Consider the following 25,324-nt stretch of genomic DNA (forward strand, 5'->3'; position numbering starts at 1 on the left):
TTGATATGGAAGGCGTCGGATTCTAGCCGAATGCGAGTCCGAAGGCAGGTCTGCAGGTTCTGTTGGCTGGGGTCGGACTTGGCAGGCAGGTTGCGTGACGATGCGCTGAAGCGAAGTGCCGGTGGGCTGAAGCCCACCCTACGATGCTCTGCAGAGCGAGGCGACAGGCCAGTGAAAGCGAGTCTGCCCCTTCAAACGCAACACCGGGCGCGAGGCCCGGTGCGGTGAGTTATCAGCGTTGCTTGATGGTCATCTGCCGGCGTTCGAATTCGACGATGCGCTGACGGTAATGCTCGATGGTCTGGGCGGTCAGCACGCTGCGCTGGTCGTCCTTCAGTTCGCCATTAAGCTCCTGGGAGAGCTTGCGCGCGGCAGCGACCATGACATCAAAGGCCTGCTTCGGATGGCGCGGGCCGGGCAGACCGAGGAAGAAGCTCACGGCCGGGGTGGTGAAGTGATCGATGTCGTCCAGGTCGAAGGTGCCGGGCTTGACCGCATTGGCCATGGAGAACAGCACCTCGCCGTTGCCGGCCATGCTTTCATGGCGGTGGAAGATATCCATCTCGCCGAATCGCAAACCGCTTTCCAGAATGTTTTGCAGCAGAGCCGGGCCGCGGAAGCCGTGCGGGTCGCGGGAAATGACGTTGATGACCAGCACCTCTTCCACCGGCGCCTGCTCCTTCTGCGGCCGCTCCTGCAAGTCGTCATCGTCTCCGACCACGGGGTCGAGCAACGTCGGGACCGGCTCTTCGGTGCTGAGCTGCAGATCGCCCTGATAGGGCTCGTCCTGGCGGCGCTTTTTGCTGGATTCGCGCGCAGTTACCGGTGGGAGATCATTCTCGGACAGCGAGGGCTCATGCTCACGATTCACGACACGCGCCGGCCCGAGCAGCTCGGGGGAGTCGTCGACGTCGGGCAGGTTGGAAAGACTGCGGTCCAGCTTGAACTTGAGCTTGCCCTTGCCACCACGCATGCGACGCCAGCCGTCGAACAGAATGCCGGCAATGACAATGATGCCGATGACGATCAGCCACTCGCGCAGACCGATATCCATTAATGCTTTAACCTCTGAATTCGATGATAAAGACGCAACAAGCCGGGACTGCTTTTAGCGCATCGTAAAAATTGTGCTCTAAGCTAGCACGACGAACGGTAGATTTGCACCGTGCGGTAGTTCTCTTTTTGTGCCCTTCCTTGTATCAAAAACGCTCAAACAAGCGGCTTAATCCTAGGCTTCGGCAAGCGCAACGGCCTGCTCGACGTCCACCGCCACCAGCCGCGAGCAGCCTGGCTCATGCATGGTCACCCCCATCAGTTGATCGGCCATTTCCATGGCGATCTTGTTATGGGTGATATAGATGAACTGAACTTTCTCCGACATCTCCTTAACCAACCGCGCATAGCGACCGACGTTGGCGTCATCCAATGGCGCATCAACTTCGTCGAGCATGCAGAACGGCGCCGGATTGAGCTGGAAGATCGCAAATACCAGCGCCAGCGCAGTCAGCGCTTTCTCGCCGCCGGACAGTAGATGGATGGTGCTGTTCTTCTTTCCGGGCGGGCGCGCCATGATGGCCACCCCGGTATCGAGTAAATCTTCCCCTGTAAGTTCCAGATAAGCGTTACCGCCACCGAAGACTTTCGGAAAGAGCGCCTGCAAACCGCTGTTGATCTGGTCGAAGGTTTCCTTGAAGCGGTTGCGCGTTTCCCGGTCGATCTTGCGGATGACGTTTTCCAGTGTGTCCAGCGCCTCGACCAGATCATCGTTCTGCGCGTCGAGATAGCGCTTGCGTTCCGACTGCTGCTGATACTCATCGATCGCCGCCAGGTTGATCGGCCCCAGACGCTGAATGCGCTGGCTCAGCCGCTCCAGCTCCGCTTCCCAGCTCGGCTCGCTTGCATCGGCAGGGAGTGTGCCGAGCACGCCGTGCAGGTCGTAGCCGTCCTCTTGCAGCTGATCCTGCAACGCCTTGCGCCGGACGCTCAGCCCTTGCCAATCCAGCCGTTGCTGCTCCAGCTGCCCACGCAGGAGCTGTGCCTGCTGCTCGGCCTGCGTGCGCCGTTTCTCGGCATCACGCAACTCGCGGTCGGCGTCCTCCAGGGCCAGCCGCGCGTGCTTGAGCTCGTCCTCGACGCCCATGCGGCGCTCCAGCAGCTCTTCGAGCTTCATCCGCAGCTCTTCCAGCGGTGCCTCGCCCTCCTCCAGGTTCAGCGTCAGCTGCTCGCGGCGTTCGACGGCGCGCTCGAACTGCTGCTCCAGCCGCTCCAGGGCCTGACGCGTCGACTCGTGCTGCGCCCTGAGCGACCCGACCGTCAGTGCCAGCTGATGGGCATGATCCTTGTGCTGCCGGGCGTCCTGGCGGATACGATCGAGCCGCTCGCGGATGCCATCGCGGCTGGCCAGCAGGGTTTCGCGCTGCTCGGTGTCTTGCGCCATCGTCTCCAGCGCTTCCTGCAACTGCAGGCGCGCTTCACCCAGCTGTTCGGTCTCGATCTCGCGCTGTTCCTGCTGCTCGGCAAGCTCCTCGTCCAGCCGACGACGACGCAGCGCTAGCTGTTCCAGCCGCGCCTGACCGGCCGACAGCCTGGCCTTGAGGTCACTGTGCTTGCGTGCTTCTTCCTGTTGCTGACGACGTTGCAGCTCGCGCTCACCTTCGAGTCGGGACTGTTCGCCGCTCAACGCGGCGACGCGATCCTCCATCGCCGCCAGGCTCGCTTCGCGTTCATCACGCTCGGCCAGCAGACGCTGCAGTTCCTGCCCACGCGCCAACACGCCGGATTCCGCCTCGCTGGCGCGACGCACCCGCAGAAAATGCCGGCCGACCCAATAGCCATCCCGGCTGACCAGACTCTCGCCCTCCGCCAGCGACGGGCGCTCGGCCAATGCGCGTTCCAGCGACTCGACCGGTCGCACGTGGCCCAGCCATGGCGAAAGATCAAGCGCCGACTCGACCCGCTCCAGCAGGCTGCCCGGGCGGCGGTCACCGCCGCGCGGCGCGCTGACCAGATTCAATGCGCCCTGTTGGAAGCCTGCAAGCTCGACCTTGGCGAAATCGTCCAGCAGCACCGCTTGTAGATCTGCGCCCAGCACGGTTTCCACCGCCAGCTCCCAGCCCGGCTCGACCCGCAGCCCATCCGCCAGGCGTGGGCGCTGGTCCAGCCCCTGTTCGCGCAACCATTCAGCGACGCCCTTGCCCGGCTCCATTGCCGCCTGCTGCAACGCCTCCAGCGACGCGATTCGCCCGTTCAGCCGCTGCAGTTCACCTTGCGCCTGCTGCTGGGTTCGGGTCGCCAGCTGCAACTCTTCACGCAGCTGCTCAAGACGTTCATTGAGCGCTTCGCCCGCCGCGGCGAATGCTTCGAGCTCGAGCTCACTGGCCGCAAGCTGCTCGTCCAATTCAAGGATCGCGACATCTTCCGGGTCGGCCGCCAGCAACGCACGCTCGTCATCCAGACGGCGCTGCCGCTCGGCCAGGCGTTCCAGGCTCTGCTCCAGCTGCTGGATGCGTGATTGCTGCACTTCCGCGGCGCGGCGCGGCTCGGCGCTGTGCTGGTTGAAGCGCTCCCACTGCTCCTGCCAGGCCTGCATGGCGGCTTCGGCTTCTTCCAGCTGGGCGGCAGACTCCTCGGCAGCAGCGTCGGACAGCTCCTGCTCGGGCTCGAGCATCGCCAGCTCTTCACCCAAGGTAGCGATCAGCGTGCGGTCGTGGCCGAGGTGCGATTCAGTCTCCAGCCGCGCCTGCTCCGCCTCGCGCAGGTCGTCCTGCAACTGGCGCAGGCGCTGCTGGCCATGCTGGATGCTCTGCTCGACACGTGCGATATCGCCGCCCACCGAATAGAAGCGACCCTGCACCTGATTGAAACGTTCGGACAGCTCATGGTGACCGTCACGCAGGCGCTCGATGCTCGCATCGGCACTGCGCTGCTCGGCCACCAGAGCCTCGAAGGCGACCTCCTGATCGCCGATGACCTGCTCGCGCTGGCCGACCTGCTCGTTCAAGGCCTGCCAACGAAGTGCCGACAGCTGCGCCTTTAGCTGGCGCTCTTCGGCCTTGTATTCCTGATACTTCTCCGCCGACTGCGCCTGACGGTGCAGGCGTTCGAGCTGGCGTTCCAGCTCTTCGCGCAGGTCGGTCAGGCGCGCCAGATTCTCGTGAGTGCGGCGGATGCGATTCTCGGTTTCGCGCCGACGCTCCTTGTACTTGGAGATGCCGGCCGCCTCCTCGATGAAGTTGCGTAGATCCTCCGGCTTGGCCTCGATCAGCTTGGAGATCATGCCCTGCTCGATGATCGAATAGCTGCGCGGCCCGAGCCCGGTGCCGAGGAAGATGTCGGTGATGTCGCGGCGCCGGCACTTCACGCCGTTGAGAAAGTAGGTGTTCTGCGAGTCACGGGTGACGCGACGGCGGATGGAGATTTCGGCGAAGGCGGCGTACTCGCCGGTAAGCGTACCGTCGGAGTTGTCGAAGATCAGCTCGATGCTCGCCTGGGTTACCGGCTTGCGGGTATTGGAGCCATTGAAGATGACATCGGTCATCGACTCGCCGCGCAGGTTCTTCGCCGAGCTTTCGCCCATGACCCAGCGCACGGCGTCGATGATGTTGGATTTTCCGCAGCCGTTCGGGCCGACCACCGCCGCCATGTTGCTCGGGAAGCTGACCGTAGTGGGATCGACGAAGGATTTGAAACCGGCGAGTTTGATGCTTTTCAGTCGCATGCGGCCTATCCGTGGCGGTCGACGGGGGAACGAACAAGCGGAGTCGCCATGAGCATCGGGATTCCTGGCATCGATTGGGCTGCTGGCAAGAAGCCGCGAAGTTTATCACGGCACCCCGGTTGACTCGCAGCGCGTCGGTGCACAGAAACGCAGCCGCGGGCCACGCCATGCTCTATGGCGACAGGATGATCAAGGAAATGAAGCGCCATTCAGTGAATGGAAGACGAAACGGTCTCAGCCGCCGGTCATGCTCATGAAACGCACCACCTGAACCTGCTCGTCGGTGCGGAAGTGATGCTTTTCCGGCTTGAGCTGCAACGCATCCACCAGGGCGTTGCGCAGGCGCTCGCTGTCGCCCGGATAGCGCCGCATCAGGCTTTTCAGATCCAGCGCGCCCTCGTGGCCAAGGCACAGCACGAGCTTGCCCTCGGCTGTCACGCGCACGCGGTTGCAGCTGCCGCAGAAGTTGTTGCTGTGCGGCGAGATGAAGCCGACCTGCGTCTCGCTGCCGGCCACCTGCCAGTAGCGCGAAGGACCACCTGTGGCATGGCTGCTACGCACCAGCGTATGGCGTGCCTCGATGCGCTCACGTACCTCGTCGCTGGAGCAGAAGGTTATCTGGCGCTGATGGCTGGACACGCTGCCCAGCGGCATCTCTTCGATGAAACTGATATCCAGCCCACGCTCGATGGCGAACTCCACCAGGTCGAGAATCTCGTCGTCGTTGCGGCCCTTCTGCACCACGCTGTTGAGCTTGATGCGTTTGAAGCCGGCGCTACGCGCAGCCTCGATGCCTTCGAGCACCTGGTCGAGCCGATCACGGCGGGTCAGCTCGGCGAAACGCTCGCGTTTGAGCGAGTCGAGGCTGATATTAAGCCGTCTCACGCCGGCTTCACGCAGCGATGCAGCCAGGCTCGGCAACTGCGAGCCGTTGGTGGTGATGGCCAGATCTTCCAGTTCGTTGCGCGCACCGAGCCGCGCCAACAAGCCGGTCAGCCCCTTGCGCACCAGCGGTTCGCCACCCGTCACGCGGATGCGTTTGACGCCCAGGCTGATGAAGGCATCGGCCACCGCATAGAGCTCTTCGAGCGTGAGGATCTGCGCACGGGGCGCGAAGACCATGTCCTCGCTCATGCAATAGGTGCAGCGAAAATCGCAGCGGTCGGTTACCGACAACCTCAGGTAGGTGATGCGCCGGCCGAATGGGTCGACCAACTGGGAATCGGGCATGGAACTCTCCAACTGCGGGATGCGCCTGTGTTCAGACTATGCGCTAAGTACGATTCAGGCAAAGCGACGTTACCAATGGCGTACCGCCAACGCCACCGAGTGGCATGCAGCCGGCCCGGGGCAATGCTTTAATGGGCCGCTTTGGCAGGCGACCGCGAAATCTGCCACCCATGCGAGAGACCACGGCCAATGGACAACGACTCCCTGAAAGCGATGAGCTGGCGTGAGCGCCTTTACACCATCATCTTTTTCACCAACACCCCGGCCGGCAAGCGCTTCGACACCTGGCTGCTGGTGATCATCTTCGCCAGCCTGGTGGTGGTGATGCTCGACAGCATCGCCTCGTTCAACGAGCGGCACGGCCAGCTGCTGACCAATCTGGAATGGGGCTTCACGGCGATCTTCGCCGTCGAGTACGTGCTGCGCATCTACACTCACCCCGAACCCCGCAAGTACATCCTCAGCTTCTACGGCATGGTGGACCTGTTCTCGGTGCTGCCGGCCTTCATCGCCCTGCTGTTCCCGGATGCGCAGTACCTGCTGGTGGTGCGCGTCATCCGGATGCTGCGGATATTCCGCGTCCTCAAGCTCGCGCCCTATCTCAGCCAGGCCAACTTCCTGCTGGTGGCGCTGCAGGGCAGTCGGCAGAAGATTATTGTCTTCCTGCTCAGCGTGACCACCCTGATCATCGTCTACGGCACGTTGATGTACGTCATCGAGGGCCCGAGCAACGGCTTCACCAGCATTCCGATAAGCATCTACTGGGCGGTAGTCACCCTGACCACCGTCGGATTCGGCGACATCGTCCCGCTGACACCGCTGGGCAAGGCGCTGGCCACCGTGGTGATGATCACTGGTTACTCGATCATCGCCGTGCCGACCGGCATCTTCACCGCCGAGCTGGCCAATGCGATGCGCCAGGACAGCCTGCGCCACAACTGCCCCACCTGCGACAAGCTCACCCACGAACCCAACGCAGCATTCTGCAGCCGCTGCGGCAGCCAGCTGTTCGAGCCGCGAGAGCAGCAGACACAAAGCTGACGCCCGCGAACGACCGGGAAGGCAGTTCGCCGGCAAAAGCGACGAACTGCCCTGAAGCGCCACTGTCACATCCTCAGATTCGCGTCAGGCAGGATGGAGACCGGCATGCCCTTGCTCAAACTGCTGCATTTCGCCGCCCTGCTCTGCTGGTGCGGCTCGCTGCTCTATCTTCCGGCGATGATCGCCGCTGGCACCAAGCGCAGCGAGCAGCTGTTCTACCGCGACCATGCCCACCTCACCCGCATGGTCTTCACCCTCATCAGCACACCGGCCGCGCTACTGGCCATTGGGTCCGGCACGGCATTGTTCCTGCGTGACGGCACCCTCGCCGGCTGGCTGATCATGAAACTCACGGTGGTCACCGCCATGGCGCTCTGTCATGCGCTGTGTGGCGTTCTGGTCCTGCGTATCGAACGTGAGCCGGAGCGCGGCGTCACATACCAGTGCATGGCACTGGGAGTACTGGTGCCGGTTCTGATTGCCCTGACCCTGTGGCTGGTACTGGCCAAACCCTTCTGACTCAAGGAATGACCACCTCGCATGACCGATCGCCCGGCCCGCCTCGACCATTCCCATCCCGCCTGCCCGAGCTGGCCGTCTCCGGCACGTCGTTGCGACGGCTCAGGGCGCCTGCTCGCCATCCAGATCCACACCGACCGCGTGCTCGTAGACCAGCCGCCCGCCAAGGAAAGCGGCCAGGGAGATCAGCACGGCCGTAAGCAGCGAGAGATACAGCCCCCACATCGCGTCGCCGTCGCCGCGGTCCATGCCCTGGTAGCGCAGCAGCCAGTTCAGCGAGGCCAACGACAGCATCATCACCGCCAGGATCGCATGGCACCAGGCGGTGACCTTGCGGCGGATCTGCTGGACCGATACCAGGTCGATGACACCCGCGATGCTGGCGATCCAGCCGCCGATCGCGCCGACGCCGGACAGCCAGAGCGCAGCACGCCACCAGAACTCGTCGAGAGTCCAGAGGTAGGCCAGGTCCGCCGGCACCAGACCGATCAGGGCAGCGACCGGGAAATGGATCATCATCGGGTGCAGCGGATGGCCCGCAATGGCAGCGTTACTGTTGATGGACTCGCGTTCTGTGGCCATCCGGCCCTCCCAGGCTCCAAACTGAAACAGGCCGCCCGCTCAACGAGACGAGGCGGCAACCCTTTCAAATGGACCACGCTGGCGCTGGCAGTTCCTTCGCTGCTCGGCTGCGAGGGGCCGCAATCGGCGCTGTCGCCGGCCGGCCCCATGGCGCGCGATGTGGCTAATGTCTGGTGGGCGATGTTCGGCTTCTCCGTGGTGGTGCTGGTGGTGGTCAGCGCGCTGTGGATCTACGCCATGCTGCGTCAGCCGCGCACCCACAGCGCCGAAGAGGCCAAGCGCATCAACCGGCGCTGGATCATCGGTGGCGGCCTCGTCCTGCCCACGGTCAGCATCGTCGCGCTGCTGGCCTTCGGCATCCCTACCGGACGCAGCATGCTGCCGCTGCCGGTGGAAGGCGAACAGCCGCTGCGGGTTCAGGTGATCGGCCATCAGTGGTGGTGGGAGGTGCGTTATCCGGAAAGCGGCGTGGTGACGGCCAACCAGTTCATCCTGCCGGTGGACCGCCCCGTCGACGTCGAGGTCACCAGCGCCGACGTGATCCACTCATTCTGGGTGCCGCGCCTGGGGGGCAAGCTGGACATGGTCCCCGGGCGAACCAACACCCTGCGTCTGCAGGCCTCCCAGACTGGCGTCTTCCGCGGGCAGTGTTCGGAGTTCTGCGGCAGCCAGCACGCGCACATGATCCTGCATGTCGAAGCACTCGAAGCCGATGCGTTCGCCACCTGGATCGAGGCCCGCACCGGGCGTGAGCACCAGCCGCCGGGCGGCGCCGCCGGCCAGGTGTTCGACGAGCGCTGCGGGCAGTGCCACCGCGTCGCCGGTGTCAGTGACGGCAATCGCGCCCCGGATCTGAGCGACCTGGCGACCCGCCCGACGCTGGGTGCCGGGGTGATTGCAAACGACGCCGAAGGCCTGCGCCGCTGGCTCAGCGATCATCAGAGCATCAAGCACGGCATTGCCATGCCCCGCCACGATGACATTCCCGAAGAAACCCTCGGCCAGCTTGCCGACTGGCTGGAGACGCTCGCTCCATGACCCCGACCCGTAACACTGGCGCCCCCGCCACCGACCCTGACCAGCTGCACGACCAGTTCAACGAGGTGTGGGGCAACCCGCGCGGCTGGCGCGCGCTGACCATCGTCAACCACACCAGCATTGGTCTTCGCTTCCTGGTGACCGGCGCCTTCTTCTTCCTCGTCGGCGGCCTGCTGGCGATGCTGATCCGCACGCAGCTCGCCCTGCCCGGCTACGAGCTGATGGAGCCGGACGTCTACAACCAGGTCTTCACCATGCATGGCACGGTGATGATGTTCCTCTTCGCCGTGCCGATGATGGAGGGGCTGGCGGTCTACCTGATCCCGAAGATGATCGGCGCCCGCGACCTGGTATTCCCGCGGCTGTCCGCGCTGGGCTATTACTGCTACCTGTTCGGCGGGCTGATCCTGCTGTCGAGCATCCTCCTCGACATCGCGCCGAAGGCCGGCTGGTTCATGTACACGCCGCTGTCCAGTTCAGCGCATACGCCGGGGGTGAACTCGGATTTCTGGCTGCTCGGCATCACCTTCGTGGAGATTTCCGCGGTGTCGGCGGGGGTCGAGCTGGTGGTGTCGATCCTGCGCACCCGTACCAACGGCATGGCGCTGCACAAGATGCCGCTGTACGCCTGGTACATCCTGGTGATGGCCATGATGATCGTGGTCGGCTTCCCGCCATTGATCCTCGGCTCCATTCTGCTGGAGCTGGAGCGCGCGGCCGGCATGCCGTTCTTCGATGTCGCCCGGGGCGGCGACCCGGTGCTCTGGCAGCACCTGTTCTGGCTGTTCGGCCACCCCGAGGTGTACATCATCTTCCTGCCGGGCGCGGGAATCGTCTCGACGCTGATCCCGGTGTTCTGCCAGCGTCCGCTGGTGGGCTACCGCTGGGTGGTGCTGGGCGTGCTGACCACCGGCTTCATCAGTTTCGGGCTGTGGGTGCACCACATGTTCACGGTCGGCATTCCGCAGCTGGCCACAGCGTTCTTCTCGGCGGCGAGCATGCTGGTGGCAATCCCCACCGGCGTGCAGATCTTCGCCTGGCTGGCGACACTCTGGCTCGGCAAGCCGGTGTACAGGGTGCCAATGCTCTGGCTGGTGGGCTTTCTGATCGTCTTCGTCGCCGGCGGCCTGACCGGGGTAATGCTGGCGCTGGTGCCGTTCGACTGGCAGGTACACGACACCCATTTCGTGGTTGCTCACATGCACTACGTGCTGGTGGGCGGCATGGTTTTCCCGCTGATGGCCGGGCTGTATTACTGGCTGCCACACTTCTCTGGCCGCATGCCCTCGGCCAAGCTCGGCCGTTGGGGCTTCTGGCTGTTCTTCATCGGCTTCAACGTGACCTTCCTGATCATGCACTGGACCGGGCTGATCGGCATGCCGCGGCGGGTCTACACCTATGACACGGGACTGGGCTGGGACATGCCCAACCTGGTGTCCTCCATCGGCAGCTTCATCATGGCGGTGGGCGTCGCGACCATCCTGCTGGATATCGTCCTGCACTTTCGTTTCGGCAAGCCGGCGCCGAAGAACCCCTGGCAGGCTGATACGCTGGAGTGGGCCACCTGCCTGCCACCGAGCGCCTACAACTTCGTCAGCCTGCCGGACGTAACCGATCGCCACCCGCTATGGAAGGACCCGGACCTGCCAGACAGCGTAGCCCGAGGCGAGCACGCGCTGACGGTCATCGATCATGGCCGCCGGGAGACCTGGGGCAGCGACCCGCTGACCGGCAAGGTGCGCGAGATCATTCACCTACCGGGCAACAGCTGGCTGCCGTTCATCGCGTCCGTGTTCCTCGCCGTGCTCTGCCTCAGCCTGCTGAACAAGTTCTACTGGGTCGCCCTCGGCGCGACCGTGGCGACAGTGGTGGTACTGCTGCGCTGGTCGTGGGAGAACGGTGCCCACCCCGCCGCCGCGCCGGATGCCCATACCCAGCCCGGTGAGCCGCCGCTGCATTCACGCACCTTCGACGGGCCGGGCCTGTGGGGCATGGGCGTAACGCTGTTGGCCAACGGCGCGCTGTATCTGTCGCTGCTGTTCGGCTGGTTCTACCTCTGGACCGTTTCGCCGCAATGGCGGGTGCCGGAGAGCCAGCTCAACGGCTGGCTGATGTTCGCCAGCGCCGTGCTGCTGAGTGCGGGCACGCTCTGGCTGCACCGTCTGATCAAGCGCCTGCGGGCCGGCACGCACCACGGGCTGATGGCGCAGCTGGCGTGGCTGGGGCTGCTGGCACTGGCGCAGTCGGTGATGCTGCTGTGGCTGATGCTGAGCGCGGGGCTGGCACCTACCGAAACCGCACATGATGCCGTGGTGTTCGTGATGCTCGCGTACAGCCTGATCCATTGCACGCTGGCAGCGGTGCTCACCGGTCTGCAGGCATGGCGCGTAGCCCTCGGTTACGTGGGCGACAAGGCGCCATACGAGCCCGTCGTGGTCGAGCAGCTCTGGTACTACAACCTGGGTGTGCTCTGGGTCAGCTATGCGGCCATCGTGCTGTTTCCGGCCACCTGGGGAGGTGCGTGATGAGGTATGCGCGGACGTCGCCCTACCATCCGATCCAGATTCCGATCGGCCTGATCATCTGGAGCCTGTGGTTCATCGCCATGTATGGCGGCCAGGCGGTGATCTGCAAGCTCAGCCCGCCCGACCCGGCCCAGGGCGTATGGAACTGGCTGAACGGCAGCCTGGGTGCCCTGACCCTGCTGACCCTCGCGTTGCTGCTGTGGATGGCGCGCTATTTCTGGCGTCTGTCGCGGGCACCGGAGGAACAGAACGAACGGCAGCAGTTCGTCACCAAGATCGCTGCGGGGATTCACTTCATCGCGGCCCTGGCCACGCTGTTCGTCGGCATTCCGCTGTTGCAGATACCGCCATGCCTGTGATCTCCCGAGCCAAACGGCGAATATCACCGGGACTGCTGACGTTGCCGGTAGCCCTGAGTGTATCGACGCCTGCCTTCGCCCACGGCCTGTTCGACGCCCATGTGCTCGACCGCGCGCCGCTGCTGCTGACCGCTTTGCTGGTGGCAGCGGCCTGGCTGCTGTACCTGCTCGGCGGTCGCAAGGTTGCGCCGCGGCGCCATGAAGCCCTCTGCTTTCACGCGGCAATGCTGCTGGTGGTGTTCTCGGTGTTCGGCCCCATCGACGACTGGGCGGAAACCAGCACAGCCTGGCACATGACTCAACACATGCTGTTCATCATCGTGATCGCCCCGCTGTGGGCGCTGGCGCGACCGCTGCCGCAATGGCGCGGGGTCACCGGCCGCCTCGCCCATCCGCTATGGACCGGGATCCTGCGTGCCGGGCGCTACCCCACGCTGCTGGCGCTGCTGCATGGCGCGGTGATCTGGATCTGGCACACACCGAAGCTCTATGTGCTGGCGCTGGACAACCTCTGGTGGCATGCCTTCGAGCATGCATGCTTCCTGTTCACCGGCTGGCTGTTCTGGTGGTCGGTGCTGCGCGCGAACCCGAAGCAGGTTCCACAGGCACTGATGGCGGTGCTGCTGACGCTGATGCACACCGGTCTGCTGGGCGCCCTGCTCACCTTCGGTAGCGTGTCGTTCTACGGTGAAGGCCGCTCAGTGGAAGATCAGCAGCTGGCCGGGCTGATCATGTGGGTGCCGGGGGGGCTGATCTACCTGATCGGCGGCGGCTGGATCGCCTGGCGCTGGCTGACCCGCATGTGGCGGCGGCAGAATACGCGAGCCGCCGCGCCCGATCTCTGACACGCAACGGCGCCGAGCGTCGGCCCTGCGGGAAGGCGCGGTCAGTCGAGTTTCTTGCGAATCCAGTACAGATAGGTACCGGCCTCGGCCTGCTGTTCGACCAGATCATGGCCGAGGAACACGCAGAACTTGGGAATGTCGCGCTGGGTCGAGGGATCGGTAGCGATGACCTTGAGCATGGCCCCGCCAGCCAGGTCGCGCACCTTGTTGTGCAGCATCATCACCGGCTCGGGACAGTTCAGGCCGGTGGCGTCGAGAACGGCGTCGACAGTCATTTCAGCTGATTGGCTCATCAGTGGGCTCCGGAAAACAGGCGTGCATTGTGGCGCAAGCGGGAGAACAGGTCATCCGCTGCCGATCAACGATCAGAGGCGGCGCAGGTGACAGGTCACCTCTTCCCGGTCGTGATACAGCTGCTTGCAGCCAATACTGGCCTTGACGCCGCGTTCGGCCAGCCCGTCGGCAATACGTTCGAGCAGGCGCTTGACCTCGGCGTAGCGCTGCTTCATCGGCAACTTGAGGTTCACCACCGCCTCGCGGCACAGGCCCTCGCCGATCCAGGTTTCCAGCAGCGCAGCATTGCGCGCCGGCTTTTCGACGATGTCGCAGACCATCCAGTCCACCGGCCTTTTCGGGCGGAAGGTAAAGCCGTCGGCGCGAAAATGTTCCACCAGCCCGGAATCCATCAGGTCGGCGTTCATCGGCCCGTTGTCCACCGCGCTGACCTTGATATGCCGGTTGACCAGCTGCCAGGTCCAGCCGCCCGGCGCCGCGCCGAGATCGACTCCGGTCATGCCCGCCGCCAGCCGCGTATCCCACTGCTCACGCGGGATGAAATGGTGCCAGGCCTCCTCCAGCTTGAGCGTCGAGCGGCTGGGTGCCTGGCGCGGAAACTTCAGGCGCGGGATGCCCATCGGCCACAGCGCGCTGTTGTTCGCCTCGGCGATGCCGACGAATACTTCGCGACCGCTCTTGAACGTGAGCAGAAGGCGCGGCCCCTTGCCCTGCTCGTCGAGGCGCCCGGCCTTGACCAGCGCCTTGCGCAGCGGCGCCTCGAACTTGCGGCAGAAGTTGGAAAGCTCCTTGCCATCGTTGGTATCCAGCACCTCCAGCCACAGGCTGCCGCACACCGGGTAGTCCGCCAGGTGCGCCAGCAACACGCTGATGCGATCGGTTTCCGGAAGCTGCAGGTAGTCGCCACGTGCCCATTGCCGCGGAAAAATCAGATCGGCGAAGCGCAGCCGGCGCATCAGCCTTTCGGCGCCGCCGGGCTCGCTGCAGATGAACTCGGCACAGGCGCTGTCAGGCCGCGCCTTGGCATAGCCGGCGACTTCGAGGATGGCGGCGTGCTCACTGATTTCGGCACAGACCTCGCCTTCGAACCCGGGGCGGCAATGCAGCAACAATGTATTCATGTTCGGCTCCTGTGAGCGGTCGGGTCTGCGCCAAAGCCGCGCATCATAGCCGACCGCGGGAACCCTCGCCCGCATCGCCCGGTCCAGTGCAGTAGCGAAACACCTGCCCAAGGGCTAGTTTCAAAGCTCGTTCATCAGCCAGCCCTCACCGTGTGGGCACAAGGAGATGAGGAATGCCTTCCCTGGATAGCCTGAAATGTCGCCGCAGCCTCGAGGTTGCCGGCAAGACCTACCACTACTACAGCCTTCCCGACGCAGCCGCCCAGCTGGGCGACATCAGCCGACTGCCCACCTCCCTCAAGGTGCTGCTGGAGAACCTGCTGCGCTGGGAAGACGACGTGACCGTACGCAGTGACGATCTCAGATCGCTGGTGAGCTGGCTGCAAACCCGCAGCTCGGACCAGGAAATCCAGTACCGCCCCGCCCGGGTGCTGATGCAGGACTTCACCGGCGTCCCGGCAGTAGTCGACCTCGCGGCCATGCGCGATGCCGTGGCCAGGGCCGGCGGTGATCCGCAGAAGATCAACCCGCTGTCGCCGGTGGACCTGGTGATCGACCACTCGGTGATGGTCGACCGCTTCGGCAGCGACCAGGCTTTCGAGCAGAACGTCGAGATCGAGATGCAGCGCAACGGCGAACGCTACGAGTTCCTGCGCTGGGGCCAGCAGGCCTTCGACAACTTCAGCGTGGTGCCGCCGGGTACCGGCATCTGCCACCAGGTCAACCTGGAATACCTCGGCCAGGTTGTCTGGACCCGCGAAGAGAACGGCGAAACCGTCGCCTACCCGGACACCCTGGTCGGCACCGATTCGCACACCACCATGATCAATGGCCTCGGCGTACTCGGCTGGGGTGTCGGCGGCATCGAGGCCGAAGCGGCGATGCTCGGCCAACCGGTATCGATGCTGATTCCTGAGGTGATCGGTTTCCGCCTTAGCGGCAAGCTCAACGAGGGCGTCACCGCCACCGACCTGGTGCTGACCGTGACGCAGATGCTGCGCAAGCACGGCGTGGTCGGCAAATTCGTCGAGTTCTACGGCCCGGGGCTGGATCACCTGCCGCTGGCCGACCGTGCCACCATCGGCAACATGGCGCCCGAGTACGGCGCTACCTGCGGCTTCTTCCCGGTCGACCAGATCACCATCGACTACCTGCGCCTGACCGGCCGCAACGAGGAGCGCATTGCCTTGGTCGAGGCCTACAGCAAGGCGCAGGGCATGTGGCGTGACAGCAATTCGCTGGACCCTGTGTTCACCGCTACCCTGGAGCTGGACCTGGCCCAGGTGCAGCCGTCCGTAGCCGGGCCCAAGCGCCCGCAGGACCGGGTCACGCTCGGCGATATCGGCGCCAACTTCGACCTGCTACTGGAAACCGGCGGGCGCAAGCAGCAGGCCGACACCTCGGTGGAGGTCAAGGGCGAGAACTTCCACCTCAAGCACGGCGCGGTGGTCATCGCGGCAATCACCTCCTGCACCAATACCTCGAACCCCAATGTACTGATGGCCGCCGGCCTCGTCGCCAAGAAGGCTGTTGAGCGCGGGCTCAAGCGTCAGCCCTGGGTCAAGTCCTCACTGGCGCCGGGCTCCAAGGTGGTCACCGACTACCTCGAGCGGGCCGGGCTGACGCGCTATCTGGACCAGCTCGGCTTCAACCTGGTGGGCTATGGCTGCACCACCTGTATCGGCAACTCCGGACCGTTGCCGGATGCAATCGGCCAGGCGATTACCGACAACGACCTGATCGTATCGTCGGTGCTGTCCGGCAACCGCAACTTCGAGGGCCGCGTGCACCCGCTGGTCAAGGCCAACTGGCTGGCCTCGCCACCGCTGGTGGTCGCCTTCGCCCTGGCCGGCACCACGCGCATCAACATGGACCGCGAGCCGCTGGGCTACGACGGCCAGAATCAGCCGGTGTACCTGAAGGATATCTGGCCGAGCAGCGCCGAAATCGCCGAAGCCGTGGCGCGTATCGATGGCGAGATGTTCCGCAGCCGCTATGCCGACGTATTCAGCGGTGACGAGCACTGGCAGAAGATTCCGATCAGCGCCGGCGACACTTATCAGTGGAATGCCGGCTCCAGCTACGTGCAGAACCCGCCCTACTTCGAAGATATCGGCCAGCCACCAGCGCCACCGGCGGACGTCGAGAATGCCCGGGTTCTGGCGGTGTTCGGCGACTCCATCACCACCGACCACATCTCGCCCGCCGGCAACATCAAGGCGAGTTCGCCGGCCGGCCTGTACCTGCAGTCGCTGGGGGTGGCGCCGGAAGACTTCAACTCCTACGGCTCGCGCCGCGGCAACCACGAAGTGATGATGCGCGGCACCTTCGCCAACATCCGCATCAAGAACGAGATGCTCGGCGGCGAGGAAGGCGGCAACACGCTCTACCAGCCGAGTGGTGAAAAGCTGTCGATCTACGACGCCGCCATGCGCTATCAGGCCGAAGGCGTGCCGCTGGTGGTGATCGCCGGCAAGGAATACGGCACCGGCTCCAGCCGTGACTGGGCCGCCAAGGGCACCAACCTGCTGGGCGTGAAGGCGGTCATCGCCGAGAGCTTCGAGCGCATCCACCGATCCAACCTCATCGGCATGGGCGTGCTGGCGCTGCAGTTCGTCGGCGAGCAGACGCGTCAGTCGCTGGGTCTGAACGGCACGGAGAAATTGTCGATCCGAGGGCTCGGCGCGGACATCAAGCCACGCCAGCTGCTCACCGTCGACGTGGAACGGCAGGACGGCTCGCGCGATTCGTTCCAGGTGCTGAGCCGCATCGACACGCTGAACGAGGTCCAGTACTTCAAGGCCGGCGGCATCCTGCACTATGTATTGCGCCAGCTGATCGGCAGCTGATTAGGCAGAAAAAACGCCGGTGCGAATCCGTTCGCACCGGCGTTTCGCCGTCCACTGGCGTCCAATCTCCAGCCGCCTGAACATCCATGCACGCTGTCCGGTCCCTGACTTCGCCACCGCCCCGCCGACCGGAACGTCCGGACACGCATTAACCCTCTCGCAAAAAGATTGCAGAACCATTAAGCCGAATCTGCCGTCAGTCGCCTTTCGACCAAAGTTGATCCTCGAATCAGCTTTGCCGTCTCAAGAACGCCATGCCATGGCCGACCCATAGGTCAGCCCAGACTCAGAAGAACATCAAAGGTCAGGCGCGCTCCTCCGAACATTCAATGCCAGGCGTGAAAAGTCGATGCGTAACAACCAGCCCGTATCCCAGCGTGAATATGCCTTCCCCGACCAGCAACGCCTCATCTCGACCACCGACCTGAAAGGGCAGATCACCTACTGCAACGACATCTTCGCCGAAGTCAGTGGTTTCAGCCGCGACGAACTGATTCGAGCACCACACAATCTGGTGCGCCATCCCGATGTGCCGCCCGCGGTGTTCGAACACATGTGGGTGACCCTCAAGCAGGGCAAGCCGTGGATGGGGATCGTGAAAAACCGGCGCAAGACCGGTGATCACTACTGGGTCAACGCCTACGTCACGCCGATCCTGGATCAGCAACGCCAGGTAACCGGCTATGAATCGGTGCGAACCAAGCCGAGCCGCGAGCAGGTCCAACGGGCCGAAGCGCTATATGCCCGACTGAACGCCGGCAAGAGCGGTGTGCCCCGCCGCAATAGTTGGCTTCCGGTATTGAAGAAGTGGCTGCCGTTCATCCTCGTCAGCCAGGTCGGCTTTTTGGTAGGCGCTTCCTTCGATCACGCGATGGGATTCGTCGCGGCCGCGCTGCTGTCCGTTCCGCTCGGGCTTGCCGGGCTGCATTGGCAACAGCGCGGTCTGCGGCGCCTGATGCAGCTTGCTCAAGAGACCACCAGCGACCCGCTTATCGCCTGCATGTACACCGATAGCCGAGGCGTCGAGGCCCAGCTGGAAATGGCGATGCTCAGCCAGCAGGCGCATCTGAAGACCTGCCTGACCCGCCTGCAGGACACGGCGGTGCAGCTGCAGGGCCAGGCCAAACAGGCCGATACCCTGGCGCAGAATTGCGCCAACGGCTTGGCGCAGCAACATCAGGAAACCGAGCAGGTGGCCACGGCGATCAATGAGATGGCCGCAACGACGCAGGAGGTGGCCAGCAACGTCGCGCTGGCAGCCGACGCCACGCGTGAAGCCAGCCGGCTGACCGTTCACGGCCGCGAAGTCACCGCCGACACCCGCAAGGCGATTCAGCAGCTATCGGAATCGGTCAGCAAAGCCGGCGAGTCGGTCAACCAGCTGGCAAGCGACAGCGAGGCCATCGGCAGCGTGGTTGATGTGATCAAGAGCATCGCCGACCAGACCAACCTGCTGGCGCTCAACGCTGCAATCGAGGCCGCACGAGCCGGTGACAGCGGCCGCGGCTTCGCGGTGGTCGCCGATGAGGTGCGTCAGCTGGCGCAACGTACCGCGGCAGCTACCGGCGAAATCCACCAGCTGATCGAGAAGCTGCAATCGCAAGCTCAGCATGCGGTGTCCACGACCGAGCAGGGCCGTGTGCACGCGGCCCGTGGCGTCGAGCAGATGATCCAGGCAGACCAGGCCCTGAGTGGAATCAACGAGGCGATGGGCAACATCATCGACATGACCACCCAGATCGCCTCCGCCACCGAAGAGCAGAGCGCAGTGGCCGAGGAGATCAGCCAGAACGTCAGCACCATCGCCCGTCTGGCCGATCAGACGTCCGGCGACGCGCGCAGCTCGGCATTGCTCAGCGAAGCGCTGACCGCAACGGCCGAGGGCCAGTATTCGCTGGTCGAGCGCTTCAACCGCTGATCGGGTAACCCGCCCGGTCAGCCAGTTGGGCGGCCGACCGGGCCTGAAGCCTAGGCCAAGCCTCGCAGAAACGTCGCCACCGCCGTGACCGCAGCGTTCATGTGCTGATCATGCGTCTGCCCGGAACGCTTCAGCGGCTTGAGATCGTGGTCGGCGGCGGCCAGCCAGTGCAAGCTGATGGCAGCTGACAGCGGGTACTGCTCGACTGTCGCGCGATTACCCAGCGCATCACGCTCGCCCTGGACGATCAGCGTAGGCGTGAGCAATTTCTCCAGGTGGGCGGTGCGCGTTTTCTCCGGCTTTCCGGCCGGGTGAAACGGATAGCCCAGACACACCAGACCGTCGACACCCAGCTCGTCGGCCAGCAGGCTGGCCATTCGCCCGCCCATGGACTTGCCACCGATGGCCAGCAGTCCTGTGGCCTGCTGTCGCACCTCGGCATGGACCTCCCGCCACTGAGCCAGCAGCTGCGCCTGCGGGCTGGGTGGTCTTTTGCTCGCACCCAGGCGCCGCGCGGCCATATAGGCGAACTCGAAGCGGCACACCGCAACCCCGCGCGCGGCAAGGCGCACAGCCATTTGCTCCATGAACGGACTGTCCATCGGCGCACCGGCGCCGTGGGCCAGAATCAGACTGGCCGACGCCACGCCCTGCGGATGGTTCCAGCCGACGAGATGCCCTTTGTCACTTTGTGTGTATTGACCCGCGTCAATACCGGCAGATTGCCCTTTCCCCATCCTTGCCCCGCTTTCTATTAGAAAGAAAAAACTGCTCATTACCCGTGGATGGAAGCCCATACATGAACACAGCAACCAGTACCGCCTACAGCTACAAGGTGGTCCGCCAATTCGCCATCATGACGGTGGTGTGGGGAATCGTCGGGATGGGGCTCGGCGTTTTCATCGCAGCACAATTGGCCTGGCCTTTCCTGAACTTCGACCTCCCATGGACCAGTTTCGGTCGTCTGCGCCCATTGCACACCAACGCGGTGATCTTCGCCTTCGGTGGCTGTGCATTGTTCGCGACGTCCTATTATTCGGTCCAGCGCACCTGCCAGACCACCCTGTTCGCGCCGAAACTGGCCGCGTTCACCTTCTGGGGCTGGCAGCTGGTCATCCTGCTCGCCGCGATCTCCCTGCCGCTGGGCTTCACCAGCTCCAAGGAGTACGCGGAACTGGAGTGGCCGATCGACATCCTGATCACCATTGTCTGGGTGGCCTATGCGATCGTCTTCTTCGGCACGCTGGCGACGCGCAAGGTCAAGCACATCTACGTCGGCAACTGGTTCTTCGGTGCCTTCATCCTGACCGTGGCGATTCTGCATATCGTCAACAACCTGGAAATGCCGGTCACCGCGATGAAGTCCTACTCGGTATACGCCGGGGCGACCGATGCCATGGTCCAATGGTGGTACGGCCACAACGCCGTGGGCTTCTTCCTCACCGCCGGCTTCCTCGGGATCATGTACTACTTCGTGCCGAAGCAGGCCGAACGTCCGGTCTATTCCTATCGCCTGTCGATCGTCCACTTCTGGGCACTGATCACCGTCTACATCTGGGCCGGCCCGCACCACCTGCACTACACCGCCCTGCCGGACTGGGCGCAGAGCCTGGGCATGGTGATGTCGCTGATCCTGCTCGCACCGAGCTGGGGTGGCATGATCAACGGCATGATGACCCTGTCGGGCGCCTGGCACAAACTGCGTAGCGACCCGATCCTGCGCTTCCTGGTGGTCTCGTTGGCCTTCTACGGCATGTCCACTTTCGAAGGCCCGATGATGGCGATCAAGACCGTCAACGCCCTGTCCCACTACACCGACTGGACCATCGGCCACGTACACGCTGGCGCCCTCGGCTGGGTTGCCATGGTGTCCATCGGCGCGCTGTACCACCTGATCCCGAAAGTGTTCGGTCGCGAGCAGATGCACAGCATCGGCCTGATCAACACCCACTTCTGGCTGGCCACCATCGGCACCGTGCTCTACATCGCCTCGATGTGGGTTAACGGTATCGCTCAGGGCCTGATGTGGCGTGCGATCAACGACGACGGCACCCTGACCTACTCCTTCGTCGAAGCACTGGAAGCCAGCCACCCCGGTTTCGTGGTGCGGATGATCGGTGGTGCGATCTTCTTCGCCGGCATGCTGGTGATGGCCTACAACACCTGGCGCACCGTGCAGGCTGCCAAGCCCGCCGAGTACGACGCTGCCGCGCAGATCGCCTGAGGAGCCTAGGTAAATGAAATCGCACGAGAAACTAGAAAAGAACGTCGGGCTGTTGACCCTGTTCATGATCCTGGCGGTGAGCATCGGTGGTCTGACCCAGATCGTCCCGCTGTTCTTCCAGGACGCCGTCAACGAGCCGGTCGAAGGCATGAAGCCCTACACCGCGCTGCAACTGGAAGGCCGTGACCTGTACATCCGCGAAGGCTGCGTCGGCTGCCACTCGCAGATGATCCGTCCGTTCCGTGCTGAAACCGAGCGCTACGGCCACTACTCCGTTGCCGGCGAAAGCGTCTACGACCATCCGTTCCTGTGGGGCTCCAAGCGTACCGGTCCGGACCTGGCCCGTGTCGGTGGCCGCTACTCCGATGACTGGCACCGCGCGCACCTGTACAACCCGCGCAACGTAGTGCCCGAGTCGAAGATGCCGTCCTATCCGTGGCTGGTGGAGAACACCCTCGACGGCAAGGACACCGCCAAGAAGATGTCGGCGCTGCGCACCCTCGGTGTGCCTTACACCGAAGAAGACATCGCCGGCGCTCGCGACTCCGTCAAGGGCAAGACCGAGATGGACGCCATGGTGGCCTATCTGCAGGTGCTCGGTACGGCTCTGACCAACAAGCGCTAATCGCAGCCAAGAAAAAATGACGGCTGCCAAGCCAGCCGTCAGGGACTTCAATCGCGGACAGCCAGAGTTGCTCGGGCTGTCCAGGAGTAGCACATGAGCACTTTCTGGAGTGGATACATCGCCCTGCTGACGCTGGGCACCATCGTCGCTCTGTTCTGGCTGATCTTCGCCACCCGCAAGGGCGAGTCGGCCGGCACCACCGATCAAACGATGGGTCATGCCTTCGACGGCATCGAGGAATACGACAACCCGCTACCGCGCTGGTGGTTCCTGCTGTTCATCGGCACCCTGGTATTCGGCATCCTTTACCTCGTGCTCTATCCGGGCCTGGGTAACTGGAAAGGCGTCCTGCCCGGCTACGAAGGTGGCTGGACCCAGGAGAAGCAGTGGGAGCGCGAGGTCGCCCAGGCTGATGAGAAGTACGGCCCGATCTTCGCCAAGTACGCTGCCATGTCGGTGGAAGAAGTGGCACAGGACCCGCAAGCCGTGAAAATGGGTGCTCGCCTGTTCGCCAACTACTGCGCGATCTGCCACGGCTCTGACGCCAAGGGATCTCTCGGCTTCCCGAACCTGGCCGACCAGGACTGGCGCTGGGGCGGTGATGCGGCGTCGATCAAGACCAGCATCCTGAACGGCCGTATCGCGGCAATGCCGGCCTGGGGCCAGGCCATCGGCGAAGAAGGCGTGAAGAACGTTGCTGCCTTCGTGCGCAAGGAACTTGCTGGCCTGCCGTTGCCGGAAGGCACCGATGCCGATCTGGGCAAAGGCAAGGAGGTCTATGCGCAGACCTGCGCCGTCTGCCACGGCCAGGGTGGCGAAGGCATGGCCGCGCTGGGCGCGCCGAACCTGCAGCATGCCTCCGGCTGGATCTACGGTTCGAGCCTGGGCCAACTGCAGCAGACCATCCGTCACGGCCGCAACGGCCAGATGCCGGCTCAGCAGCAGTACCTGGGTAACGACAAGGTGCACCTGCTCGCTGCCTACGTTTACAGCTTGTCGAAAAACCCGGAACAAGTCGCCAAGCAGTGAGTCGTAAAAGGGCGGTACACTCGTACCGCCCTTCCCGCCTTGTTCCAAGGCAACTTCCACGGCGCTGCGACTATCTGTCGCATCCTCAGCCGACCGAAGACCTTCCCCCTCCGCAGCAGCACTTTTAAGCTTTGCTTCCGATTCGCCGCCCCGCCTAGAACCATAAGGCGAACTCGATAAATCCCGCGCACCGGCCTGGTGCGAATCGTCCCTGCACAGCACACGGAAGACGCTTTAAATCAGGGTTTCGGCCAGCAAAGAGAGCCCGGGCGTCGTTTGCATTGCCCCCCTGCTTTCTCCATACTTGCCGCCGTTTTTGCCTTCGAAAATGCCATTAGCGTGGAAGCCTTGCATGAGCACAGCAATAAGTGAGACTGCTTATAACTATAAGGTGGTTCGCCAATTCGCCATCATGACGGTGGTGTGGGGAATCATTGGGATGGGCCTGGGTGTTTTCATCGCCGCGCAGCTGGTGTGGCCCTCGCTCAATTTTGACCTGCCGTGGACGAGCTTCGGTCGTCTGCGTCCCTTGCACACCAACGCGGTGATCTTCGCCTTCGGTGGTTGCGCACTGTTCGCCACGTCCTACTACGTGGTTCAGCGCACCTGCCAGACGCGGCTGTTCTCCGATGGTCTCGCTGCCTTCACCTTCTGGGGTTGGCAAGCCGTGATCGTGCTGGCGGTCATCACGCTGCCGCAAGGCTTCACCAGCTCCAAGGAATACGCGGAACTGGAATGGCCGATCGACATCCTGATCACCCTGGTATGGGTGTCGTACATTGCCGTGTTCTTCGGCACCATCATGAAGCGCAAGGCCAAGCACATCTATGTGGGTAACTGGTTCTTCGGTGCCTTCATCCTGGTGACGGCGATGCTGCACATCGTCAACAACCTGGAAATCCCGGTGAGCTGGTTCAAGTCCTACTCGATCTATTCGGGCGCGACCGATGCGATGGTGCAGTGGTGGTACGGCCACAACGCCGTGGGCTTCTTCCTGACCACCGGCTTCCTTGGCATGATGTACTACTTCGTGCCGAAGCAAGCCGAGCGTCCGGTGTATTCCTATCGCCTGTCGATCGTCCACTTCTGGGCGCTGATCACCCTTTATATCTGGGCCGGTCCTCACCACCTGCACTACACCGCCCTGCCGGACTGGGCGCAGAGCCTGGGCATGGTAATGTCGATCATCCTGCTGGCACCGAGCTGGGGTGGCATGATCAACGGCATGATGACCCTCTCCGGCGCCTGGCATAAGCTGCGCACCGATCCGATCCTGCGCTTCCTGGTGGTTTCGCTGGCGTTCTACGGCATGTCGACCTTCGAAGGTCCGATGATGGCCATCAAGACCGTCAACGCCCTGTCCCACTACACCGACTGGACCATCGGCCACGTACACGCTGGCGCCCTCGGCTGGGTAGCGATGATCACCATCGGTTCGATGTACCACCTGATCCCGAAAGTGTTCGGTCGCGAGCAGATGCACAGCATCGGCCTGATCAATGCGCACTTCTGGCTGGCCACCATCGGCACCGTGCTCTACATCGCCTCGATGTGGGTCAACGGCATCACCCAGGGCCTGATGTGGCGCGCAATCAACGAAGACGGCACCCTGACCTACTCCTTCGTCGAAGCGCTGGAAGCCAGCCACCCGGGCTTCATCGTCCGTGCGCTCGGCGGCGCCTTCTTCCTCGCCGGCATGCTGCTGATGGCCTACAACACCTGGCGCACCGTGCGTGTCGCCAAAGCAGCCCAGTACGACGCTGCCGCGCAGATCGCTTGAGGAAACGGATAGATGAAGAACCACGAAATACTTGAAAAGAACATCGGTCTGCTGACCCTGTTCATGATCCTGGCGGTGAGCATCGGTGGTCTGACCCAGATCGTCCCGCTGTTCTTCCAGGACGCCGTCAACGAGCCGGTCGAGGGCATGAAGCCGTACACCGCGCTGCAACTGGAAGGCCGTGACCTGTACATCCGCGAAGGTTGCGTGGGCTGCCACTCGCAGATGGTGCGCCCGTTCCGCGCCGAAACCGAGCGCTACGGCCACTACTCCGTCGCCGGCGAAAGCGTCTACGACCATCCGTTCCTGTGGGGCTCCAAGCGTACCGGTCCGGACCTGGCCCGTGTCGGCGGCCGCTACTCCGATGATTGGCACCGTGCGCACCTGTACAACCCGCGCAACGTCGTGCCCGAGTCGAAGATGCCGTCCTACCCGTGGCTGGTCGAGAAGACCCTCGATGGCAAGGACACCGCCAAGAAGATGTCGGCGCTGCGCACCCTCGGCGTGCCCTACACCGACGAAGACATCGCCGGCGCGCGGGATGCCGTTCGTGGCAAGACCGAGATGGACGCCATGGTGGCCTATCTGCAAGTACTCGGCACCGCACTCACCAACAAACGGTAACGCA

20 protein-coding genes are annotated in these 25,324 nt (G+C 63.7%); 13 read left to right on the top strand and 7 right to left on the bottom strand.

Annotation, left to right across the window (positions count from 1 at the left end):
• Positions 1-232: 232 nt before the first annotated feature.
• The 3 genes from zipA to moaA form a co-directional block, all read right to left on the bottom strand.
• Positions 233-1,054, bottom strand: coding sequence for a cell division protein ZipA (gene zipA, locus P5703_RS12000; protein ID WP_011913007.1), 822 nt, complete (start codon positions 1,052-1,054; stop codon positions 233-235).
• 174 nt (positions 1,055-1,228) lie between these two features.
• Positions 1,229-4,717: a chromosome segregation protein SMC gene (gene smc, locus P5703_RS12005; protein WP_285587070.1), complete on the bottom strand. Its 3,489-nt coding sequence runs from the start codon at positions 4,715-4,717 to the stop codon at positions 1,229-1,231.
• A 234-nt stretch (positions 4,718-4,951) separates the two neighbouring features.
• Complete coding sequence (gene moaA, locus P5703_RS12010; RefSeq protein ID WP_013982585.1) at positions 4,952-5,947, bottom strand: GTP 3',8-cyclase MoaA; 996 nt, start codon at positions 5,945-5,947, stop codon at positions 4,952-4,954.
• A 189-nt stretch (positions 5,948-6,136) separates the two neighbouring features.
• Here moaA and P5703_RS12015 point away from each other — a divergent pair, with 189 nt between their 5' ends.
• Together P5703_RS12015 and P5703_RS12020 are read left to right on the top strand one after the other, a co-directional pair.
• Positions 6,137-6,988 carry an ion transporter gene (locus P5703_RS12015; RefSeq protein ID WP_125920891.1) on the top strand — a complete coding sequence of 284 codons (852 nt, stop codon included), beginning with the start codon at positions 6,137-6,139 and terminating at the stop codon, positions 6,986-6,988.
• A gap of 105 nt (positions 6,989-7,093) precedes the next feature.
• Positions 7,094-7,507 carry a CopD family protein gene (locus P5703_RS12020; protein ID WP_011913003.1) on the top strand — a complete coding sequence of 138 codons (414 nt, stop codon included), beginning with the start codon at positions 7,094-7,096 and terminating at the stop codon, positions 7,505-7,507.
• Positions 7,508-7,609: 102 nt separating this feature from the next.
• On the opposite strand, the gene P5703_RS12025 is transcribed toward P5703_RS12020, so the two are convergent.
• Entirely contained in the window at positions 7,610-8,089 is a 480-nt protein-coding gene (locus P5703_RS12025) for a DUF2231 domain-containing protein (protein WP_013982584.1), read from the bottom strand.
• A gap of 147 nt (positions 8,090-8,236) precedes the next feature.
• Between P5703_RS12025 and coxB the strand changes: the two genes are divergently transcribed.
• From coxB to P5703_RS12045, 4 genes are read left to right on the top strand one after another with little or no spacing between them, the layout of a single operon-like run.
• Positions 8,237-9,127 carry a cytochrome c oxidase subunit II gene (gene coxB, locus P5703_RS12030; protein ID WP_285587074.1) on the top strand — a complete coding sequence of 297 codons (891 nt, stop codon included), beginning with the start codon at positions 8,237-8,239 and terminating at the stop codon, positions 9,125-9,127.
• Positions 9,124-11,652, top strand: a complete 2,529-nt coding sequence (ctaD, locus tag P5703_RS12035; protein WP_285587076.1) for a cytochrome c oxidase subunit I — start codon at positions 9,124-9,126, stop codon at positions 11,650-11,652. Before coxB ends, ctaD begins: the two co-directional genes overlap by 4 nt.
• Positions 11,652-12,011 (top strand): hypothetical protein, encoded by a 360-nt coding sequence (locus P5703_RS12040; protein WP_020306155.1) that lies wholly within the window; start codon positions 11,652-11,654, stop codon positions 12,009-12,011. The genes ctaD and P5703_RS12040 overlap by 1 nt, the downstream gene beginning before the upstream one ends.
• Positions 12,002-12,856, top strand: a complete 855-nt coding sequence (locus P5703_RS12045) for a cytochrome c oxidase assembly protein (RefSeq protein ID WP_285587079.1) — start codon at positions 12,002-12,004, stop codon at positions 12,854-12,856. The genes P5703_RS12040 and P5703_RS12045 overlap by 10 nt, the downstream gene beginning before the upstream one ends.
• Positions 12,857-12,897: 41 nt before the next feature.
• Here P5703_RS12045 and tusA read toward each other — a convergent pair whose 3' ends face one another.
• Both tusA and rlmM read right to left on the bottom strand, forming a co-directional pair.
• Entirely contained in the window at positions 12,898-13,149 is a 252-nt protein-coding gene (gene tusA / locus P5703_RS12050) for a sulfurtransferase TusA (RefSeq protein WP_011912999.1), read from the bottom strand.
• 72 nt (positions 13,150-13,221) lie between these two features.
• Positions 13,222-14,271, bottom strand: coding sequence for a 23S rRNA (cytidine(2498)-2'-O)-methyltransferase RlmM (gene rlmM, locus P5703_RS12055; RefSeq protein WP_084903143.1), 1,050 nt, complete (start codon positions 14,269-14,271; stop codon positions 13,222-13,224).
• 173 nt (positions 14,272-14,444) lie between these two features.
• Here rlmM and acnA point away from each other — a divergent pair, with 173 nt between their 5' ends.
• Positions 14,445-17,120 carry an aconitate hydratase AcnA gene (gene acnA, locus P5703_RS12060; protein WP_285587086.1) on the top strand — a complete coding sequence of 892 codons (2,676 nt, stop codon included), beginning with the start codon at positions 14,445-14,447 and terminating at the stop codon, positions 17,118-17,120.
• Positions 17,121-17,469: 349 nt separating this feature from the next.
• Entirely contained in the window at positions 17,470-19,038 is a 1,569-nt protein-coding gene (locus P5703_RS12065) for a methyl-accepting chemotaxis protein (RefSeq protein ID WP_279642111.1), read from the top strand.
• A gap of 50 nt (positions 19,039-19,088) precedes the next feature.
• Here P5703_RS12065 and P5703_RS12070 read toward each other — a convergent pair whose 3' ends face one another.
• Positions 19,089-19,775 (bottom strand): alpha/beta family hydrolase, encoded by a 687-nt coding sequence (locus tag P5703_RS12070; RefSeq protein ID WP_285590176.1) that lies wholly within the window; start codon positions 19,773-19,775, stop codon positions 19,089-19,091.
• Positions 19,776-19,837: 62 nt separating this feature from the next.
• Here P5703_RS12070 and ccoN (P5703_RS12075) point away from each other — a divergent pair, with 62 nt between their 5' ends.
• From ccoN (P5703_RS12075) to ccoO (P5703_RS12095), 5 genes are all read left to right on the top strand, one after another.
• Complete coding sequence (gene ccoN / locus P5703_RS12075; protein WP_181121212.1) at positions 19,838-21,262, top strand: cytochrome-c oxidase, cbb3-type subunit I; 1,425 nt, start codon at positions 19,838-19,840, stop codon at positions 21,260-21,262.
• Positions 21,263-21,275: 13 nt separating this feature from the next.
• Complete coding sequence (gene ccoO / locus P5703_RS12080; protein ID WP_003301811.1) at positions 21,276-21,887, top strand: cytochrome-c oxidase, cbb3-type subunit II; 612 nt, start codon at positions 21,276-21,278, stop codon at positions 21,885-21,887.
• 93 nt (positions 21,888-21,980) lie between these two features.
• Positions 21,981-22,916, top strand: a complete 936-nt coding sequence (ccoP, locus tag P5703_RS12085; RefSeq protein WP_125866132.1) for a cytochrome-c oxidase, cbb3-type subunit III — start codon at positions 21,981-21,983, stop codon at positions 22,914-22,916.
• 352 nt (positions 22,917-23,268) lie between these two features.
• Complete coding sequence (gene ccoN / locus P5703_RS12090) at positions 23,269-24,696, top strand: cytochrome-c oxidase, cbb3-type subunit I (protein WP_011912991.1); 1,428 nt, start codon at positions 23,269-23,271, stop codon at positions 24,694-24,696.
• Between the two features lie 12 nt (positions 24,697-24,708).
• The gene (gene ccoO / locus P5703_RS12095; protein WP_011912990.1) at positions 24,709-25,320 is read left to right on the top strand and encodes a cytochrome-c oxidase, cbb3-type subunit II; all 612 of its coding nucleotides are present in this window, start codon (positions 24,709-24,711) and stop codon (positions 25,318-25,320) included.
• Positions 25,321-25,324: the final 4 nt, after the last annotated feature.

Source organism: Stutzerimonas sp. FeSN7, assembly GCF_030263795.1.
GTDB lineage: Bacteria > Pseudomonadota > Gammaproteobacteria > Pseudomonadales > Pseudomonadaceae > Stutzerimonas > Stutzerimonas stutzeri.

What these genes read in the sequence shown, in the direction of transcription:
- zipA (WP_011913007.1), bottom strand. Translation starts at nt 1,054, where the DNA reads ATGGATATCGGTCTGCGCGAGTGGCTGATCGTCATCGGCATCATTGTC.
- smc (WP_285587070.1), bottom strand. Translation starts at nt 4,717, where the DNA reads ATGCGACTGAAAAGCATCAAACTCGCCGGTTTCAAATCCTTCGTCGAT.
- moaA (WP_013982585.1), bottom strand. Translation starts at nt 5,947, where the DNA reads ATGCCCGATTCCCAGTTGGTCGACCCATTCGGCCGGCGCATCACCTAC.
- P5703_RS12015 (WP_125920891.1), top strand. Translation starts at nt 6,137, where the DNA reads ATGGACAACGACTCCCTGAAAGCGATGAGCTGGCGTGAGCGCCTTTAC.
- P5703_RS12020 (WP_011913003.1), top strand. Translation starts at nt 7,094, where the DNA reads ATGCCCTTGCTCAAACTGCTGCATTTCGCCGCCCTGCTCTGCTGGTGC.
- P5703_RS12025 (WP_013982584.1), bottom strand. Translation starts at nt 8,089, where the DNA reads ATGGCCACAGAACGCGAGTCCATCAACAGTAACGCTGCCATTGCGGGC.
- coxB (WP_285587074.1), top strand. Translation starts at nt 8,237, where the DNA reads ATGGCGCGCGATGTGGCTAATGTCTGGTGGGCGATGTTCGGCTTCTCC.
- ctaD (WP_285587076.1), top strand. Translation starts at nt 9,124, where the DNA reads ATGACCCCGACCCGTAACACTGGCGCCCCCGCCACCGACCCTGACCAG.
- P5703_RS12040 (WP_020306155.1), top strand. Translation starts at nt 11,652, where the DNA reads ATGAGGTATGCGCGGACGTCGCCCTACCATCCGATCCAGATTCCGATC.
- P5703_RS12045 (WP_285587079.1), top strand. Translation starts at nt 12,002, where the DNA reads ATGCCTGTGATCTCCCGAGCCAAACGGCGAATATCACCGGGACTGCTG.
- tusA (WP_011912999.1), bottom strand. Translation starts at nt 13,149, where the DNA reads ATGAGCCAATCAGCTGAAATGACTGTCGACGCCGTTCTCGACGCCACC.
- rlmM (WP_084903143.1), bottom strand. Translation starts at nt 14,271, where the DNA reads ATGAATACATTGTTGCTGCATTGCCGCCCCGGGTTCGAAGGCGAGGTC.
- acnA (WP_285587086.1), top strand. Translation starts at nt 14,445, where the DNA reads ATGCCTTCCCTGGATAGCCTGAAATGTCGCCGCAGCCTCGAGGTTGCC.
- P5703_RS12065 (WP_279642111.1), top strand. Translation starts at nt 17,470, where the DNA reads ATGCGTAACAACCAGCCCGTATCCCAGCGTGAATATGCCTTCCCCGAC.
- P5703_RS12070 (WP_285590176.1), bottom strand. Translation starts at nt 19,775, where the DNA reads ATGGGGAAAGGGCAATCTGCCGGTATTGACGCGGGTCAATACACACAA.
- ccoN (WP_181121212.1), top strand. Translation starts at nt 19,838, where the DNA reads ATGAACACAGCAACCAGTACCGCCTACAGCTACAAGGTGGTCCGCCAA.
- ccoO (WP_003301811.1), top strand. Translation starts at nt 21,276, where the DNA reads ATGAAATCGCACGAGAAACTAGAAAAGAACGTCGGGCTGTTGACCCTG.
- ccoP (WP_125866132.1), top strand. Translation starts at nt 21,981, where the DNA reads ATGAGCACTTTCTGGAGTGGATACATCGCCCTGCTGACGCTGGGCACC.
- ccoN (WP_011912991.1), top strand. Translation starts at nt 23,269, where the DNA reads ATGAGCACAGCAATAAGTGAGACTGCTTATAACTATAAGGTGGTTCGC.
- ccoO (WP_011912990.1), top strand. Translation starts at nt 24,709, where the DNA reads ATGAAGAACCACGAAATACTTGAAAAGAACATCGGTCTGCTGACCCTG.